Below are 17,722 nucleotides of genomic sequence, written 5' to 3' on the forward strand. Positions count from 1 at the left end.
TTCAGGGAGGGGGGCAGGTATCGCCAAGCGCATCACGCGGTGAGCCGGTCGATCATGGATTTGGTTACCAGCACCACGCCGTTGTCGGTGCGGCGGAAGCGTTGGGCGTCGGATTCTGCGTCCTCGCCTACGATCAGGCCGTCGGGGATTTCGACGCCGCGATCGACCACCACCTTCGACAGGCGCGCGCCGCGGCCGATCACGCAGTGCGGGAGGATCACCGCTTGATCCAGCATCGAATAGCTGTGCGCGCGCGTGCCGGTGAAGATCAGGCTGCGGTGGATCGAGGAGCCGGAGATGATGCAATCGCCCGACACGAGGCTCGACACAGCCTCGCCGCGGCGGCCGTCGTCGGCGTGGACGAACTTCGCGGGTGGCGTGACCTCCGAATAGGTCCAGAGCGGCCAGCTGCGGTCGTAGAGGTCGAGCTTGGGCACCACGTCGGTGAGATCGATATTCGCCTCCCAATACGCGTCGACCGTGCCGACGTCGCGCCAATAGGCCTCGACCTCGAGCCCCGAGCGGACGCAGCTGTCCGAGAAGCGATGCGCGACCGCCTTGCCGTTTTTAACGAGGTACGGGATGATGTCCTTGCCGAAATCGCGCGACGATCCGGGGGTTGCGGCGTCGCGACGAAGCTCCTCGAACAGCAGCTTGGTCGTGAAGACGTAGATCCCCATCGACGCCAGCGCGATGTCCGGATTGCCGGGGATTGCGGGCGGATCGGCGGGCTTCTCAACGAACGCGGTGACGTTGTCGTGCTCGTCCACGGCCATCACGCCGAAGCCGACCGCCTCCATCCGTGGCACTTCGAGGCAGGCGATGGTGACGTCCGCGCCGGTCTCGCAATGCTGTTGCAGGATCAGTTCGTAATCCATCTTGTAGATGTGATCGCCCGCCAGGATGACCATGTATTCGGGCGCGTGGCTCTCGATGATGTCGATGTTCTGGTAGACCGCGTCGGCGGTGCCCTCGTACCATTGGAACTCGCTGATCCGCTGCGACGCGGGCAGGATGTCGAAGCTCTCGTTGCGTTCCGAGCGGAGGAAGTTCCAGCCGCTCTGGAGATGGCGGATCAGCGAATGTGCCTTGTACTGCGTCGCGACGCCGATCCGGCGGATGCCCGAGTTGATCGCGTTGGACAGCGCGAAATCGATGATGCGCGCCTTGCCGCCGAAATACACCGCGGGTTTCGCGCGCGTATCGGTCAGCTCCATCAGGCGACTGCCGCGGCCGCCGGCCAGCACATACGCCATCGCGTCGCGCGCCAATGGCTGTCCCCGCCGTTCCACCATGTCAGTCTCTCCCTAAGTTCGGTTGTATAACGCCCTGTTACCCGGGGCTTGTTCCGTCGTTGCGCTAGATCGGTCTTCGAACTCGATCAGCCTTCGTATTCGAGCATGATCGTCGCGAGCGGCGGCAGCGTGACCCAGGCCGCGCCGTCCTTCGCGACGACGCCGCCGAGATTGCCGAGCCCGCTGCCCCAATAGTCGTGCGCGTCGCTGTTGATGATCTCGCACCAGCGGCCGTCGAGCGGCAGCGGTACGCGGTAGGGCGCGCGCGCGATCGGCGTCATGTTGGCGACGATCGCGATCGGCTTCGCGCCGGGGGCCTTGCGCAACCACGCGAACACCGAATTGGCGGCATCGTCGGCGACCAGCCATTCGAAGCCCTCCGCCTCGCAATCGCGCGCGTGCAGCGCCGGCTTCTCGCGGTAGACGGTGTTGAGGTCGCGGACGAGGTTGCGGATGCCCTCATGGCTGCGCGCGTTGCGCAGATCCCAGTCGAGCGCGCGCGCTTCCGACCATTCGCGACGCTGCGCGAATTCCTGCCCCATGAAGAGCAGCTTCTTGCCCGGATAGCCCCACATGAACGCGTAATAGGCGCGCAGATTGGCGAATTGCTGCCAGTCGTCGCCGGGCATCTTGGTCAGCAGCGAGCCCTTGCCGTGGACGACCTCGTCATGGCTGAGCGGCAGGACGAAATTCTCGCTGAACGCGTAGACGAGGCCGAAATTGATCTCGCCATGATGGTGTTTCCGGTGCAGCGGATCGCGCGCCATGTACTGGAGCGTGTCGTGCATGAAGCCCATGTTCCACTTGAACCCGAACCCGAGCCCACCGCTCTTGCCGTCGTCGCTCACAGGTGCGGAGACGCCCGGCCACGAGGTCGATTCCTCGGCGATCGTGAAGACGCCGGGGTGCTGGCCGTAGATCTCGCGGTTCATGTCGCGGAGGAACGCGACGGCCTCCCAGTTCTCGCGGCCGCCCTGCTCGTTGGGGATCCATTCGCCGGCCTTGCGCGAATAATCGCGGTACAGCATCGACGCGACCGCATCCACGCGCAGGCCGTCGATATGATAGCGCTCGGCCCAGAACAGCGCGTTATTGACGAGGAACGACGTCACTTCGCGGCGCCCGAAATTGTAGATCGCGGTGTTCCAGTCGGGGTGGAAGCCGAGCCGCGGGTCCTCGTGCTCGTACAGCGCAGTGCCGTCGAACTTCGCGAGGCCGAACGCGTCGGTCGGGAAATGCGCAGGCACCCAGTCGAGCAACACGCCGATCCCGGCGAGATGCGCGCCATCGACGAACCGCGCGAACCCTTCGACGTCGCCGAAGCGCGCGGACGGCGCGTAGAGGCCGGTGGTCTGGTAGCCCCAGCTCGGGTCGTACGGGTGTTCGCTGATCGGTAGGAATTCGATGTGCGTGAAGCCCATCTCGACCACATACGGGATCAGGCGGTCGGCGAGCGCGTCCCAGGTGAGGAACCAGCCGTCGGCATCGCGGTCCCACGATCCGGCGTGGACCTCATAAATGCTGATTGGCACACGGCGCGGATCGACCGAGGCCCAGTGCTTGCGGTGATCGGTGTCGGCCCAGTCGTGCGCGAGTTTCCGTGTGATCGAGGCGTTGGCGGGGCGGAGTTCGGCCGCGAACGCGAACGGGTCGGCCTTGAGTGGTTGCAGCTGGCCGTCCGGGCCGACGATCTCGAACTTGTACGCGCGGTATTCGGCGATGTCGGGGATGAAGATCTCCCATACGCCGACGTCGCCGCGCTTGCGCATCGCGTGGCGGCGGCCGTCCCAGTCGTTGAAGTCGCCGACCACCGACACGCGCTGCGCATTGGGGGCCCAGAGCGCGAAGTGGACGCCGTGCGCGCCTTCGTGCTCGATGAGGTGCGCGCCCATCTTGTCGTGAAGGCGGCGGTGCGTTCCCTCCGCCATCAGCAGGTCGTCGATCGGGCCGAGTACGGGGCCGAAGCTATAGGGGTCGGTGACCCACCACGAGATGTCGCCCGCCTCCGCATGATACTTCACCGGCTGTTGCGTGCCGTCAATCGGGCCCTCGAACAGGCCGCGATCGTCGATGCGGGGGAGCGTGCCGAGCGCGGTGCCGTCGAGTGCGTGCGCCTCGGCCTTGTCCGCGCCGGGCAGCCAGACGCGCGCGAACACGCCGGTCGGGCCGCTGTGGACGCCGAGCAGCGAGAACGGATCGTCGTGACGCCCTTCCAGCAGGGCAACGATGGCGCCTTCGGGTGGCTTCACATCACCGTCCAGATTTCCCGCGCGTATTCGCGGATCGTGCGGTCGGACGAAAACCAGCCGACGCGGGCGACGTTGCGGACGGTCGAGGCGACCCACGCGTCGCGATCGTTCCAGCGTGTGTCGACCGCGCGCTGCGCGGTTGCATAGCTGTCGAAATCGGCGGCGAGCATAAACCAATCGCCCTCGTACAACCCGCCCATCAGCCCGGCGTAGCGCGTCTTGTCGTCGGGCGAGAATACGCCGGACGCGATCGCGGAGACCGCCTGACGGAGTTCGTTCGAACCATCGATGACACTGCGCGGATCATAGCCGTTGGCGCGCTTCGCCTCGACCTCGTCCGCGGTCATGCCGAAGATGAAGATGTTGTCGTCGCCGACACGGTCCTTGATCTCGATGTTCGCGCCGTCGAGCGTGCCGATCGTGAGCGCGCCGTTCATCGCGAACTTCATGTTGCCGGTGCCCGACGCCTCGAGCCCGGCGGTCGAGATCTGTTCGCTGAGATCGGCGGCGGGGATGATCTTCTCCGCCAGCGACACGTTGTAATTGGGCAGGAACGCGACCTTGAGCAGGCCACCGACGGACGGATCGGCGTTGATCCGGCGCGCGACGTCGTTCGCCAGCTTGATGACGAGTTTGGCGTTGTGATAGCTCGACGCCGCCTTGCCCGCGAACAGCTTCACGCGGGGCGTCCAGTCCCGCTCGGGATGGCTGCGGATCTGATCGTAGAGCGCGACCGTCTCGATGATGTTGAGCAGCTGGCGCTTATACTCGTGGATGCGCTTGATCTGGACGTCGAACATCGCGTCCGGGTCGACGCGGAGCCCCATCGTCTCCTTGATGTGATTAGCCAGTGCCACCTTGTTCGAACGCTTCACGCTCGAAAAGCGCTCCCTGAAACCGGAGTCGTCCGCGAAAACATCCAGATCGACGAGCTTTTCGGCGTCGTCGAGGAAGCCGTCGCCGATCGCATCGCGGATCAGCGCGGTCAGGCCGGGGTTGCATTGCTGGAGCCAGCGACGCGGCGTGATGCCGTTGGTCTTGTTGTTGATCCGCGTCGGGTAGAGCTTGTGGAGATCGGCGAAGACCGTCTTCTTCATCAGCTGCGTATGCAGCGCGGCGACGCCGTTGACGCTGTGCGAACCGGCAAAGGCGAGGTTCGCCATCCGCACGCGCCGCTCGCCACCCTCGTCGATCAGGCTGATCGCCGAGATCGCGCGGTCGTCTATGCCGTCTGTGCCGCGCGCCTCACGCAGCAGCTTGGCGTTGATCGCGTAGACGATCTGCATGTGGCGCGGGAGCAGCCGTTCGAACAGCGGCAGCGGCCAACTCTCCAGCGCTTCGGGCAGCAGCGTGTGGTTGGTGTAGCCGAATGTCGCGCGCGTGATCTTCCACGCCTCGTCGAACGCGAATTCGTGGTGGTCGATCAGCAGCCGCATGAGTTCGGCGACCGACACCGCGGGGTGCGTGTCGTTGAGCTGGATCGCGGCCTTGTCGGGCAGCGTGCGGATGTCGCCGAAATACTGGATGTGGCGGCGGACGATGTCCTGGATCGACGCGGACGAGAAGAAATACTCCTGGCGAAGGCGGAGTTCCTGGCCGGCAGCGGTGGAGTCGTTGGGGTAGAGGACGCGGGTGAGCGTTTCGGCGCGCGTCTGGTCGGCGAGGGCGCCCGAGAAATCGCCGGCGTTGAAACGGTCGAGCTTGATCGGATCGAACGCGCTGGCGGTCCAGAGGCGGAGCGTGTTGACGTGCTTGCCGCGCCAGCCGACGACGGGGGTGTCGACAGCGGTGGCCTCGACCGCCTCGGACGGGCTCCAGTGAACCTGACCGTTGTCTGCGACCGTCACTTCGCCGCCGAAGCCGACGAAATAGGCGCTCTCGCGGCGTTCGAATTCCCAGGGGTTGCCGTGCGCGAGCCAGTTCTCGGGCATCTCGACCTGCCAGCCATCGTCGATCCGCTGGCGGAACATGCCGTTCACATAGCGGATGCCGTAGCCATAGGCGGGCAGCGCGAGGCTCGCCATGCTCTCCATGAAGCACGCGGCGAGCCGGCCGAGACCGCCATTGCCGAGCGCCGCATCGGGCTCGATCTCTTCGAGTTCGGCGAGGTCGACGCCGTGGAGCTTCAGCGCCTGCGTGACCTCGTCGTTGCGCTGGAGGTTGGTCACCGCGTCGCGCAGCAGCCGGCCGATCAGGAATTCGAGGCTGAGATAATAGACGCGCTTGGCGCCGGCCGCGTGCGCCGCCTTGGTCGAGGCCATCCAGCGTTCGACGATGTCGTTGCGGACGGTCAGGATCGTCGCGGCAAGCCAGTCGTGCGGGCGTGCGGCCTGCGCATCCTTGCCGATGCGGTGGACGAGCGTGTCGAGGATCGAGTCGGCCAGATCCTGGATGACGGGTGCTTGAACGGGCGGCTGTACGGCAGGATCTGAGGTCACGCGGTTTCCGAAATCGTTACGGTCGCGGCGATCCTAGCCGTCCGCGAGCCGATGTCACGCGGACTTCCTTCCCGTGATGGAAAAGAATGTTGCCGATCAATGCTTTGAATTTGGGATGATCCATCACCGCGCTGGGGCGGTGGTGGACAGGGTAGGGTTCGAACCTACGTAGGAGAAACTCCGGCAGATTTACAGTCTGCTGCCTTTAACCACTCGGCCACCTGTCCAGGCCGCTTTTGCAAGCGCCGCTCTTTCAAGCGAGGCGGCTCAATGGCGAAGCGCGCTCGGTGTGTCAACGCAGGTTTTGCGAAGTTTCGTGGTTCATAGTTGCCGCGGGAGCGGAATGCCGACAAGGACGCGGCATACACAGACACGATAGAGAGCGAATATGGCACGCAAGGGACACAGGCCGAGCAAGGCACCGGCAGGCCGCCCCCGCTTCTGGGGCAAGCACGCGGTGGGCGCTGCGCTCGCCAATCCGGAGCGCACGGTGCGCAAGATCCTCGGCACGCGCGAGGCGCTGGCCGGGTTCGACCTGCCGGCCGACGTGCCGGTGACCTATGCCGAGGCGATGGACCTGGCGCGGCTGGTGCCGGGTGATGCGCCGCACCAGGGCGTGGTGATCGAGGTCGAGCCGCTCGAGGACATGTGGCTCGCCGACCTGCTCGAGCACGGCAAGGACGACAACCGCCCGCTGGTGATCCTCGACGGCGTGACCGATCCGCATAACGTCGGCGCGATTCTGCGCTCGGCGGCGGCGTTCGATGCGTTGGGAATCATTACGCCGGACCGGAATGCACCGCCGGAGTCGGGGACGATCGCTCGGGCTGCGTCCGGGGCGCTTGAGTCGGTGCCTTGGATTCGCGTGGTGAACCTGGCGCGCGCTCTGGAAGAGATTGCGGCGGCGGGGTTCTGGCGGATCGGGCTTACGGGCCACGCGACGCAGACGCTGTCGGAAGCGATGGGGACGCAGCGGATCGCGATCGTGCTCGGCGCCGAGGGCGAGGGCATGCGCCAGAATACCGAGCAGCATTGCGACGAGCTGGCGAAACTGCCGATCTCGGAGAAGGTGGAAAGCCTGAACGTCTCGAACGCGGCAGCGATTGCGTTGTACGCGATAACGACGCGGTGACCCGAACTCCCTCGCCCCTACGGGGAGAGGGAAGGGGCCCGGCGCACTTGCGGTGGGAAGGGAGAGGGGAGTGAGGCTCGGGACTTGGATCCCAACGCCCCTCTCCCTTCCGTCGCCTGCGGCTTCTCCCTCCCTCTCCCCGTAGGGGCGAGGGACTCGGGAAATCAGTCCTCTTCGGCGATTCTTACCTTCAGGCCATCGAGCCCTTCAGTCAGTTCGATCTGGCACGACAGGCGTGAAAACTCATCACGATCACTCGTCGAATCGAGCAAATCATCCTCGTCCGGCCCCATCGGCTTCAGTTTGGCCGCAAAGTCCGGGTCGACATGGACGTGGCAGGTGGCACACGAGCAGCAGCCGCCGCACAGCGCCAGGATCTCGTCGATCCCTGCGTCGCGGATGACTTCCATCACCGAAAGGCCCGCCTCGCCAATGATCTCGCGTTCTTCCCCTTCGCGCGTCACGACGATAAGCTTGGGCATGTCATTCTCCGAAAAATCTTCGTGCGTTCATGCCGTTGCGCGAGCCAAGGATCAAGCATCATGGGCCTGAGCGCAGAGCAACTCGAAACCGCGATGGCGGCATTGTGCGAAATCGAGCCGGCGTTCGCGGTCGCGGTGGGCAATGCGGGCCACCCCGCACCGCGGATCAGCGAGCGCGGCTTCGCGACGTTGCTGCGGACGATCGTCGGCCAGCAGGTGAGCGTCGCCTCCGCGGCGGCGGTGTGGAACAAGCTCGATGCGGTGGTCGGCGGAGCGGGCGACCCGGTGAAGATCGCCGCTGCCAGCGACGAGTTGCTGAAGAGCGCAGGCCTCTCCCGCCAGAAGCTCGGCTATGCCCGCAGCCTCGCCGACGAGGTGACGAGCGGGCGGCTCGACCTCACCAACCTGCCCGAGGACGACGAGGAGGCGATCGCGGCGCTGGTCCGCGTGAAGGGGATCGGTCGCTGGTCGGCGGAGATCTACCTGCTGTTTGCGGAAGGGCGGACGGACATCTGGCCGGCGGGCGACCTCGCGATCCAGATCGAAGTCGGGCGTATCCTTGGCCACGAGACACGCCCGAGCGAGAAACTGACGCGAGAGGTGGCGGAGGCCTGGCGCCCGCACCGCGGCGCGGCGGCGATCTTCGCGTGGCATCATTACCAGGCGGACATGAAGGTCATCTGACTTTCTACTCCCCTCCCTGGAAGGGAGGGGGCGGGGGTGGGTCGGTTTTCGCATGTTCGCCGGGTTGGGGCTCGAGCGGGCCTACCCACCCCCAGCCCCTCCCTTCCAGGGAGGGGAGACGCTTCCCATATATTCGTTGCGTACCCGCGCACACGTCGGCCCAGCGAAAGCCGGCATCTCTCCATTCGAATGGCTACACCCGCCAACCGGAACACCCCAGTTATCAATGGAGTGACGGAACGGAGGTGAACGCGTTGTCGCCCGACTCGCCAGCCACGCCTTGTCCCCTTCCCCTCGTTCCGGCAAAGCACCCCCCGATGTCAGCCCCCAATCTCCCCGCGTCCGGCTTCGCCAACTCGCTCGCCGAGAGCCACCGCACCGTCGTCGTCCCCGAAGGCGCGTCGTTCTGGCGCCGCCTGTTCGCGTTCGTAGGGCCGGGCTACCTCGTCGCGGTCGGCTATATGGACCCGGGCAACTGGGCGACCGACATCGCCGGTGGCTCGGCGTTCGGGTACACGTTGCTGTCGGTCGTGCTGCTGTCGAACCTGATGGCGATGGTGCTCCAAGCGCTCTCCGCGCGCCTCGGCATCGTCGCCGGGCTCGACCTCGCCCAGGCCTGCCGCGCGCATTATTCGAAGCCGGTCTCCGTCGCGCTTTGGTTCCTCTGCGAGATCGCGATCATCGCCTGCGACCTCGCCGAAGTGCTCGGCACCGCGATCGCGCTGAAACTGCTGTTCGGGCTGCCGTTGGTCTACGGCGTCGTCCTCACCGCGCTCGACGTGTTCCTGATCCTCGCGCTGCAACGCTTCGGCTTCCGCAAGCTCGAGGCGTTCGTCGTCGCGTTGCTCGTGATCATCGCGGGGTGCTTCATCTTCGAGCTGTTCCTGGCGCGACCCGAGTGGGCGGGCGTGCTTGGCGGGCTCGTTCCGACGACGCAGATCGTCACCAACCCGGCGATGCTCTACATCGCGATCGGCATCCTCGGCGCGACCGTGATGCCGCACAACCTGTATCTCCACTCGTCGATCGTCCAGACGCGCGCCTTTGCCAAGGACACCGCGGGCAAGCGTGACGCGATCACGATGGCGACGATCGACGGCACCGTCGCGCTGGGTCTCGCCTTCTTCATCAATGCGGCGATCCTGATCCTTGCGGCGGCGACCTTCCACGTTGCCGGGCGCACCGACGTTGCCGAGATCGACCAGGCGTACCAGCTACTTGCACCCATGCTCGGGATGGGGGCGGCGAGCGTGTTGTTCGCGGTCGCGTTGCTGGCGTCGGGACAGAACTCGACGGTCACGGGCACGCTTGCGGGGCAGATCGTGATGGAGGGGTTCCTCAACCTGCGCATGCCGGTCTGGGCGCGGCGGCTGGTGACGCGGCTGCTCGCGATCGTGCCCGCGGTGTTCGTGGTCGGTGCTTCGGGTGATGCCGGAGCGACGAAGCTGCTGGTGCTGAGTCAGGTCGTGCTCAGCCTGCAACTCCCGTTCGCGGTGGTGCCACTGGTCAAGTTCACCGGCGACCGCACGATCATGGGTGATCTGGTCAGCCCGGGGTGGCTGAAAATCCTCGCCTGGGTGATCGCCGCGGTGATCATCGGGCTGAACGGCACGCTGCTGTACGGAATGCTCTAAACACGAAAACGGCGGCCGATCGCTCGGCCGCCGTTTCGTCATTGGCTAGCTTGGACTGAAGCTTAACGGCACTTCACGTTGCCGCGGTCGACCGAACGGCCGAGCAGTGCGCCGCCACCGGCACCTGCCAGCGTGCCGAGCGTGCCGCCACCGATCAGGTTGGCCAGCGCGCCGCCGCCGAGTGCGCCGATCACGAGGCCGGTCGTACCGTCGTTGCGCTTGCAATAGGCGCGGCCGTCGCGACCACGATAGATCCGGTCGTTGCGGCCGAGGCGGCGCTCACGGTACTTGCCGTCACGATAGCTGTTCGACGGATCCCAGTTGCGGTCGTCGCCACGCCAGTTGCGATCGTTGCCGCGGCGGTCGTTGTTGAAACGGCGGTCGTCACGATCCCGACGGTCGTTATTGTCGCGGCGATCGTCGTAACGCTGTGCCGTCGCGGCGGTCGGCAGCATGGCCGGCGCTGCGACGGCGACCGACATCAACGCTGCGATAAGATGCTTCTTCATGGGATAATCTCCTGATCTATGCCGGTGTAACTTGCGCCGCTCCGTAAAAGTTCATTCTTCGACATCCATGCGGGTGGCCGAGGGCTTGCACCGGTTTGCACCGGCCGATAGCAATCGAGCGATGAAGGTCGACGGCAACTATCGTGACGACGGGTTCGCACATCTTCGCGGACTGATACCGGTCGAGGTGACCGATGCTTTCCTCCGCCGGTTGAAGCAGGATCTGGCGCTGGACCGGGTGGATCTGAGCAAGGTCACGCAGCATCCCAATCTGCTGAAGCGTGCCGCGTTCGAGGTTTACGGCCGGCAATATCCGCCGATGTTGCAATTCCTCTGGGGACTGACGCCGATCGTGAGTCAGCTCGTCGGGCGCGACCTGTTGCCGACCTATGATTATTTCCGGATCTACCGCGAGGGCGACGTCTGCATGGTGCATTCGGACCGCCAGGCATGCGAGCACAGCCTGTCGCTGACGCTCGATTACAGCGACGGCGCGCCCTGGGATCTGGAGGTCGGCACGGAGCGGACCGAGCCGAGTGCGCGCGTTACCGACGACTTCGGCGCGGAACCATATGCGGGAATCGCGATGGAGGTCGGCGATGCGGTCCTGTACCAGGGCGTGCATCACCGCCACGGCCGGATGACGCCAAACCCTAACGGCTGGTCGGCGCATCTCTTCCTGCACTGGGTCGACCGTGACGGGCCTTGCCGCGACCAGGCGCTGGAAGGCGAAACCAGCCGCGCGAAGGCGGACTTCCACTTCATCTAACGTGCGTCAGACCTTGTCGGGGCTGGCCATCGAGCAGTCGTGGCCGCTCCCCGTCTCGACCTGCAACGTAGCGTGGCCGATGCCGAATTTGTCGTGGAGCATCGTCCTGGCGTTGCTGAGGAATTGGTCGCCGGGGTGGCCGCCGGGCATCACGAGGTGCGCGGTGAGGACGGGTTCGGTGGTGCTCATCGGCCAGATGTGGAGATCGTGGATCTCGGTGACGCCGGGCAGGCCGCACAGCGCCTCGTCGACATGGTCGAACTCGATTCCGCGGGGGACGGCGGACAGCGACATCTCGACGGTTTCGCGGAGCAGGCCCCAGGTCTGCCAGAAGATCAGGACCGCGATGACGATGCTCACCGCGGGGTCGATCCAGGTGAGGCCGGTGCGCCAGATCACGAAGCCGGCGATCACCACGCCCGCGGACACGAGCGCGTCCGCGGCCATGTGGAGGTACGCGCCGCGGATGTTGACGTCGCCCTTGCGGCCATGCGCGAACATCCACGCGGTGAACGCGTTGACGGCGATGCCGATGCCCGCGACCATCGACACGGTGAGGCCGGCGGTGGGTGCAGGATCGGAGAAGCGCTGCGACGCCTCGAGCACGATCGCGCCGAGTGCTACCAGCAGCAGCAGCGCGTTGGCCAACGCGGCGAGGATCGTCGAGCCCTTCAGCCCGTAGGTGTAGCGCTTGGTCGGTGCGGTGCGCGCGAGCATCGTGCCGCCCCAGGCGACGACGAGGCCGAGCACGTCGCACAGGTTATGGCCCGCGTCGGCGAGCAACGCGACCGAGTCGATGCGCAGGCCGACGATCGCTTCGACCACGACGAAGACGATGTTGAGCCCGATACCGATCGCGAAGGCGCGGTCGAACGACGCCGGGGCGTGGCTGTGGCCGCCGTGCGAGTGGCCCCCGCCGTGGCTGTGTGAGTGACCATGCGAATGGTCGTGCCCGTGATGATGTCCGCCCAAAGCCCGCGCTCCGCTAAATTCGGCCGCCGCCTAGCATCGACGTATCGTGAGATACTAGGACGTGAGAGACATTCTCGCACGTCGCCAATCACGCAGCAGTCCCCCCTCCCGGAAGGGAGGGGCAGGGGGTGGGTTGGCGCGTTTTTGCCGCAACCGTAAGGACATGCGGGACCCGACCCACCCTCAACTCCTCCCTTCCAGGGAGGGGAGCAGCTTACCTTGCCACCAACTCACTCCGTCACCCCGGCGGAGGCCGGGGCCCACCGTCTCGCGCATTCAATTCTCTCGACCATGCGGAACGGTGGATGCCGGAACGAGTCCGGCATGACGGTGGGAGCAGTCAGCCCTCGTTCGCAAGTGCCTTCAACCGGTACAGTGCGTCCAGCGCATCCCGTGGACTCATCGCGTCGATGTCGAGTTTCGCCAGATCCTCGCGCAACACGTCGCACGCCGCCTCCTCGACCTGCGCGGCGGCGGCGAACAACGGCAGGTCGTCCAGCCCAGCCGCCAGCCCCCCCGTCTTCGCACGCCCGGCCTCGAGCTTTGCCAGCACCGCCTTCGCGCGCGCCACCGTGATCGGCGACATCCCCGCCAGCCGCGCGACCGCGAGGCCATAGCTCCGATCCGCCGGCCCGTCGGCGAGCTCGTGGAGCAGCACCAGCTCCCCCTTCCACTCGCGCGCGCGGACGTGATGCAGTGACAGCGCCTCGCAGCGCTCCGCCAACCGCGTCAGCTCGTGATAATGCGTTGCGAACAGACACCTGCACCGGTTGTCTTCGTGGATCGCCTCGACCACTGCCCAGGCGATCGCGAGGCCGTCATAGGTCGAGGTGCCGCGCCCGACCTCGTCGAGGATCACGAATGAGCGCGGCGTCGCCTGCGCGAGGATCGCCGCGGTCTCGACCATCTCGACCATGAAGGTGGAGCGGCCGCGGGCGAGATTGTCCGACGCACCGACGCGGCTGAACAGGCGGTCGACCAGGCCCAGGGTGGCCTTGGTCGCAGGCACGTAGGACCCGGCCTGCGCGAGCACCGCGATCAGTGCGTTCTGGCGGAGGAACGTCGATTTACCGCCCATGTTCGGGCCGGTGACGAGCCACAGCCGCGACGCCTCCGACAGATTGCAGTCGTTGGCGACGAACCGGTCGCCCGACTTGGCCACCGCCGCCTCGACCACCGGATGCCGGCCGCCCTCGATCTCGAAACACGCGTGATCGACCAGCGAAGGCCGCGCCCAGGCGCCTTCCGCCGCGCGCTCCGCCAGTCCCGCCGCGACGTCGAGCCGCGCGAGCGCATCGGCCGTTGCCGCAATCGCCTCGCGCACGGCCAACGCCTGCGCGGTCAGTTCCTCCAGATGCGCCGCCTCCGCGGCCAGTGCATGCGCGCCCGACTGCGACACCTTCGCCGCGACCTCGTGCAGCGCAGGCGTATTGAACCGCACCACGCCCGCGAGCGTCTGGCGATGCGTGAAACCGCTCTCGGGCTTCATCAACGGGTCCGCCGCGCGCGCGGGGACCTCGACATGATAGCCGAGCACGCCGTTGTGGCGGATCTTCAGCGCGGTGACGCCGGTCGCGGTGCGGAACTCCGCCTCCAGCGCGGCGATCGCCCGCCGTCCGCCAGCGCCTGTATCGCGCAGGTCGTCGAGCGCGGCATCATAGCCCGCCGCGATATACCCGCCGTCCGATGCCTCGATCGGCGGCGACGGCACCAGCGCGCGCTTGAGCAGGTCGATCAGCGCGCCATGTCCGCGCAATCTCGGCGCGATGTCCCGGAGCAGCACCGGCGGGTCGACGATCGCATCCATCCGCTCGCCAAGGCTCCACGCGCCGTCGAGCCCGTCGCGCAACTGCCCCAGATCGCGCGGACCGCCACGTCCCGCCGCCAGCCGCCCGAGCGCGCGCCCGATGTCAGGCAAAGCCCGCAACGTCGACCGCAACCGCTCGCGCACCGCCTGGTCGTCATGGAACAGCCGCACCAGATCGAGCCGCGCATCGATCGCCGCCTTGTCCATCAACGGCGCACCGAGATCCGCGCCGAGCAACCGCGCGCCGGCCCCCGTCACGGTCCGGTCGACCGCGTCGAGCAGGCTGCCCTTTCGCACGCCACCGGTGGTGCAGGTCAACTCCAGGCTCTCGCGGGTCGCGGCGTCGATCGCCATCGTCTCCGCCGCTCGGCCGATCCGCGGGGGGCGCAGGAAGGGCATCGTGCCCTTCGCATTATGCTCCAGATACGCGACCAAGCCTCCGGCTGCGGCCAGCCCCGCGCGTCCGAACTGTCCGAACCCGTCGAGCGTGGCTACGCCGTATAGTCGCTTCAGCCGAGCCTCGCCCGCGCCGCTGTCGAAGTCGATCTTCGGCCGCAGCGTGGTAGCCGCCTCCTCGAACGCGCTAGCCTCCGATGCAACAACTTCGGCCGCACCGAGCCGCGCGAGTTCCGCCTCGACCGCATCGCCCGCAACTTCGACGATCTCGAACCGCCCGGTCGACACGTCCGCCGCGGCGATCGCCACCGACCCGCCCGCCTCGCCGATCGCCACGCACCAGTTATCCGAGCGCGCGTCGAGCAATGCCTCCTCGGTCAGTGTCCCCGCCGTCACCACCCGGACGATCGCGCGTGCGACGAGCGCCTTCGATCCACCGCGGGCTTTGGCTTCCGCCGGGCTCTCGACCTGCTCTGCGATCGCGACGCGGTGCCCGGCCTTGATCAGCCGCTGGAGGTACACCGTCGCCGCATGCACCGGCACGCCGCACATCGGGATCGGCTTGCCCTCATGCTCGCCGCGTGCGGTCAGCGCGATGTCGAGCACCCCCGCCGCGACCCGCGCATCGTCCATGAACAATTCGAAGAAATCGCCCATCCGGTAGAACAACAGGCAATCCTGCGCCTCCGCCTTCAGGCCGAGATACTGCGTCATCATGGGGGTAGGGGCGGGGTGCGACATCGGCGTCGATCTAGCGGGAGTTTGCGGGTTCGTCATCCGATTGGACGGCTTCCTTGTCCTGGTACCACCCCGGCGAAGGCCGGGGCCCAATTGGGGGACGGTAATAACGGAGCGCAGCGCGCTGTTACGACTACCTTTCCATTTGGACCCCGGCCTTCGCCGGGGTGGTGCTGTGAGGGGATGGGCGAAGTGTCCGGGGTGACGGATGTAGATCGCCTGCCTAGAAGGTGCCTTAAATCCCAACGACCGCGCGAGGCCCGCCCATGTCCGACGAAACGCTGCAATTTTCCGAACGCGAAGCCTTGCTCTTCCATTCGGAAGGCCGCCCGGGGAAGATCGAGATCATCGCGTCGAAGCCGATGGCGACGCAGCGTGATCTCGCGCTCGCCTATTCGCCCGGCGTCGCGGTGCCGGTGCAGGCGATCTACGACGATCCCGCGACCGTCTACGACTATACCGCGAAGGGTAACCTCGTCGCGGTCATCTCGAACGGCACCGCGATCCTCGGCATGGGCAATCTCGGGCCGCTCGCCAGCAAGCCGGTGATGGAAGGCAAGGCGGTGCTCTTCAAGCGCTTCGCCGACGTCGACGCGATCGACATCGAGCTGAAGACCGAGGACGTGAACCGCTTCATCGACGCGGTCGAGCTGATGGAGCCGACGTTCGGCGGGATCAACCTCGAGGACATCAAGGCGCCCGAATGCTTCATCATCGAGCAGGCCCTGCGCGAACGGATGAACATCCCGGTCTTCCATGACGACCAGCACGGCACCGCGATCATCACCGCCGCCGGCCTGATCAACGCGTGTTTGTTGACGGGGCGGAAACTGTCCGAGGTCAAGATCGTCGTCAACGGCGCCGGCGCGGCGGCGATCGCCTGCACCGAGCTCGTCAAGGCGATGGGCGTGCGCAGCGACAACGTCATCCTCTGCGACCGGAAAGGCGTGATCTACCAGGGGCGCGAGGGCGTCGACCAGTGGAAGTCGGCGCACGCGGCGGTGACCGAAACGCGCACGCTGACCGAGGCGTTGGTCGGCGCCGACGTGTTCCTGGGGCTCTCCGCGGCGGGATCGCTGACGCCCGAGATGGTCAAGGACATGGCCCCCGCGCCGATCATCTTCGCTATGGCCAACCCCGAGCCGGAGATCCGCCCCGAACTGGCGATGGCCGCGCGCCCCGATGCCATCGTCGCGACCGGGCGCTCGGATTATCCGAACCAGGTCAACAACGTGCTCGGCTTCCCGTTCATCTTCCGCGGTGCCTTGGACGTCCGCGCGACCGGCATCAACGACGCGATGAAGATCGCCGCGGCCAACGCGATCGCCGAACTCGCGCGCGAACGCGTGCCCGAGGAAGTCGCCGCCGCGTACGGCGTCAGCCACAGCTTCGGCCCGACGTACATCATCCCCGCGCCGTTCGATCCCCGCCTGATGGAGGTCGTCCCCGTCGCGGTGGCCAAGGCGGCGATGGCTTCGGGCGTCGCGACCAAGCCGATCCTCGACATTGAAGCCTACCGCCATTCGCTCCGTGCCCGCCTCAACCCGACCACCTCGGTCCTGTCGATGGCCTACGAAGGCGCCCGCGCGCATCCCAAGCGCGTGATCTTCGCGGAGGGGGAGGAAGAGGTCGTCCTCCGCGCCGCGATCGCGTTCAAGGAAGGCGGCTATGGCACGCCCGTCCTGGTCGGCCGCGACGACGTGCCTGACCGGTTGCGCGCACTCGGCGTCACCGATCCCGAGAGCTTCGAACTCCACAACAGCCGCGTCTCGCCGCTCGTTCCGCGGATGGTCGACTTCCTGTATTCGCGGCTCCAGCGTCGCGGGTACCTGCGCCGCGATTGCGAACGGATGGTCAACCAGGACCGCAATATCTTCGGCGCGCTGCTGCTCCAGCTCGGCGAAGGCGACGCGATGATTACCGGCATCACCCGCACCTACGGCGAGACGATGCGCCAGATCTACCGCGTGATCGATCCGGCTGCGGGGAAGACGCCGTTCGGCATCCATTTGCTGGTCGGGCAGAGCCACACGGTGTTCATCGCCGATACCACCGTCAACGAACGCCCGACCGCCGAGCAGCTGGCCGACTTCGCCGAACAGACGGCGGCAGTCGCGCGGCGGATGGGGCATGAGCCTCGCGTGGCGTTCCTAAGCTATTCGAACTTCGGCAATCCGAAGGGGGAGTGGCTCGACAACATCCGCGATGCGGTGACGGTGCTCGACGGGCGGAAGGTCGGGTTCGAGTATGAGGGCGAGATGGCGCCGGATGTCGCGCTGAACCCGAAGCAGCTGGCGAACTATCCGTTTGCGCGACTGTCGGGGCCGGCGAACGTCCTGATCATGCCCGGCCTCCAGTCCGCGCATATCTCGGCGAAGTTGTTGCGGGAACTGGGTGGGGATTCGGTGATCGGGCCGATGCTCATCGGGATGGAAAAGCCGGTTCAGGTTGCGCCGATGACGAGCACGGCGAGCGAACTGGTTACGCTGGCCGTTCTCGCTGCCGGCGGCATAGCGCGCTAACTAAAAGTCCCTCGCCCCTACGGGGAGAGGGAAGGGGCCCGCGGCACTTGCCGTGGGAAGGGAGAGGGGCGTGAGGCTCGGGACGGTTGATCCCA

The 17,722-nt window shown here is 66.5% G+C and carries 12 protein-coding genes and 1 tRNA gene; 5 read left to right on the forward strand and 8 right to left on the reverse strand.

What is annotated here, in order from left to right; genetic code table 11:
• Window positions 1-32: 32 nt before the first annotated feature.
• The 4 genes from glgC to C8J42_RS00760 all read right to left on the reverse strand — a co-directional run bounded on the left by glgC (window position 33) and on the right by C8J42_RS00760 (window position 6,209).
• A complete protein-coding gene (gene glgC / locus C8J42_RS00745; RefSeq protein ID WP_082441369.1) occupies window positions 33-1,295 on the reverse strand; it encodes a glucose-1-phosphate adenylyltransferase in 1,263 nt (420 codons plus the stop codon).
• Between the two features lie 86 nt (window positions 1,296-1,381).
• Entirely contained in the window at window positions 1,382-3,544 is a 2,163-nt protein-coding gene (gene glgB, locus C8J42_RS00750) for a 1,4-alpha-glucan branching protein GlgB (RefSeq protein WP_133018562.1), read from the reverse strand.
• Window positions 3,541-5,937: a glycogen/starch/alpha-glucan phosphorylase gene (locus tag C8J42_RS00755; RefSeq protein WP_207897065.1), complete on the reverse strand. Its 2,397-nt coding sequence runs from the start codon at window positions 5,935-5,937 to the stop codon at window positions 3,541-3,543. The genes glgB and C8J42_RS00755 overlap by 4 nt, the downstream gene beginning before the upstream one ends.
• Window positions 5,938-6,122: 185 nt before the next feature.
• Window positions 6,123-6,209 (reverse strand) — tRNA-Tyr (locus tag C8J42_RS00760).
• Window positions 6,210-6,370: 161 nt separating this feature from the next.
• Between C8J42_RS00760 and rlmB the strand changes: the two genes are divergently transcribed.
• Window positions 6,371-7,114 carry a 23S rRNA (guanosine(2251)-2'-O)-methyltransferase RlmB gene (gene rlmB, locus C8J42_RS00765; protein WP_056055070.1) on the forward strand — a complete coding sequence of 248 codons (744 nt, stop codon included), beginning with the start codon at window positions 6,371-6,373 and terminating at the stop codon, window positions 7,112-7,114.
• A 164-nt stretch (window positions 7,115-7,278) separates the two neighbouring features.
• Here the strand turns inward: rlmB and C8J42_RS00770 are convergent, their stop codons facing one another.
• On the reverse strand, window positions 7,279-7,596 hold the full coding sequence (locus C8J42_RS00770) for a 2Fe-2S iron-sulfur cluster-binding protein (RefSeq protein WP_056055072.1): 318 nt from the start codon (window positions 7,594-7,596) through the stop codon (window positions 7,279-7,281).
• Between the two features lie 60 nt (window positions 7,597-7,656).
• Between C8J42_RS00770 and C8J42_RS00775 the strand changes: the two genes are divergently transcribed.
• The gene (locus C8J42_RS00775) at window positions 7,657-8,280 is read left to right on the forward strand and encodes a DNA-3-methyladenine glycosylase (RefSeq protein WP_133018564.1); all 624 of its coding nucleotides are present in this window, start codon (window positions 7,657-7,659) and stop codon (window positions 8,278-8,280) included.
• 317 nt (window positions 8,281-8,597) lie between these two features.
• Window positions 8,598-9,914 carry an Nramp family divalent metal transporter gene (locus C8J42_RS00780; protein WP_133018565.1) on the forward strand — a complete coding sequence of 439 codons (1,317 nt, stop codon included), beginning with the start codon at window positions 8,598-8,600 and terminating at the stop codon, window positions 9,912-9,914.
• 62 nt (window positions 9,915-9,976) lie between these two features.
• Here the strand turns inward: C8J42_RS00780 and C8J42_RS00785 are convergent, their stop codons facing one another.
• Window positions 9,977-10,423, reverse strand: a complete 447-nt coding sequence (locus tag C8J42_RS00785) for a hypothetical protein (RefSeq protein WP_120299454.1) — start codon at window positions 10,421-10,423, stop codon at window positions 9,977-9,979.
• A gap of 121 nt (window positions 10,424-10,544) precedes the next feature.
• On the opposite strand from C8J42_RS00785, the gene C8J42_RS00790 reads away from it, so the two are divergent.
• Window positions 10,545-11,192 (forward strand): hypothetical protein, encoded by a 648-nt coding sequence (locus C8J42_RS00790; protein WP_133018566.1) that lies wholly within the window; start codon window positions 10,545-10,547, stop codon window positions 11,190-11,192.
• A 6-nt stretch (window positions 11,193-11,198) separates the two neighbouring features.
• Here C8J42_RS00790 and C8J42_RS00795 read toward each other — a convergent pair whose 3' ends face one another.
• The gene (locus C8J42_RS00795; RefSeq protein ID WP_133018567.1) at window positions 11,199-12,164 is read right to left on the reverse strand and encodes a cation diffusion facilitator family transporter; all 966 of its coding nucleotides are present in this window, start codon (window positions 12,162-12,164) and stop codon (window positions 11,199-11,201) included.
• Between the two features lie 340 nt (window positions 12,165-12,504).
• A complete protein-coding gene (gene mutS / locus C8J42_RS00800) occupies window positions 12,505-15,084 on the reverse strand; it encodes a DNA mismatch repair protein MutS (protein WP_133019168.1) in 2,580 nt (859 codons plus the stop codon).
• Window positions 15,085-15,371: 287 nt separating this feature from the next.
• On the opposite strand from mutS, the gene C8J42_RS00805 reads away from it, so the two are divergent.
• A complete protein-coding gene (locus C8J42_RS00805) occupies window positions 15,372-17,627 on the forward strand; it encodes an NADP-dependent malic enzyme (RefSeq protein ID WP_133018568.1) in 2,256 nt (751 codons plus the stop codon).
• The last annotated feature ends 95 nt before the right edge of the window (window positions 17,628-17,722 follow it).

Source organism: Sphingomonas sp. PP-CE-1A-559, assembly GCF_004340965.1.
In the GTDB taxonomy this organism is placed as follows: Bacteria; Pseudomonadota; Alphaproteobacteria; order Sphingomonadales; family Sphingomonadaceae; genus Sphingomonas.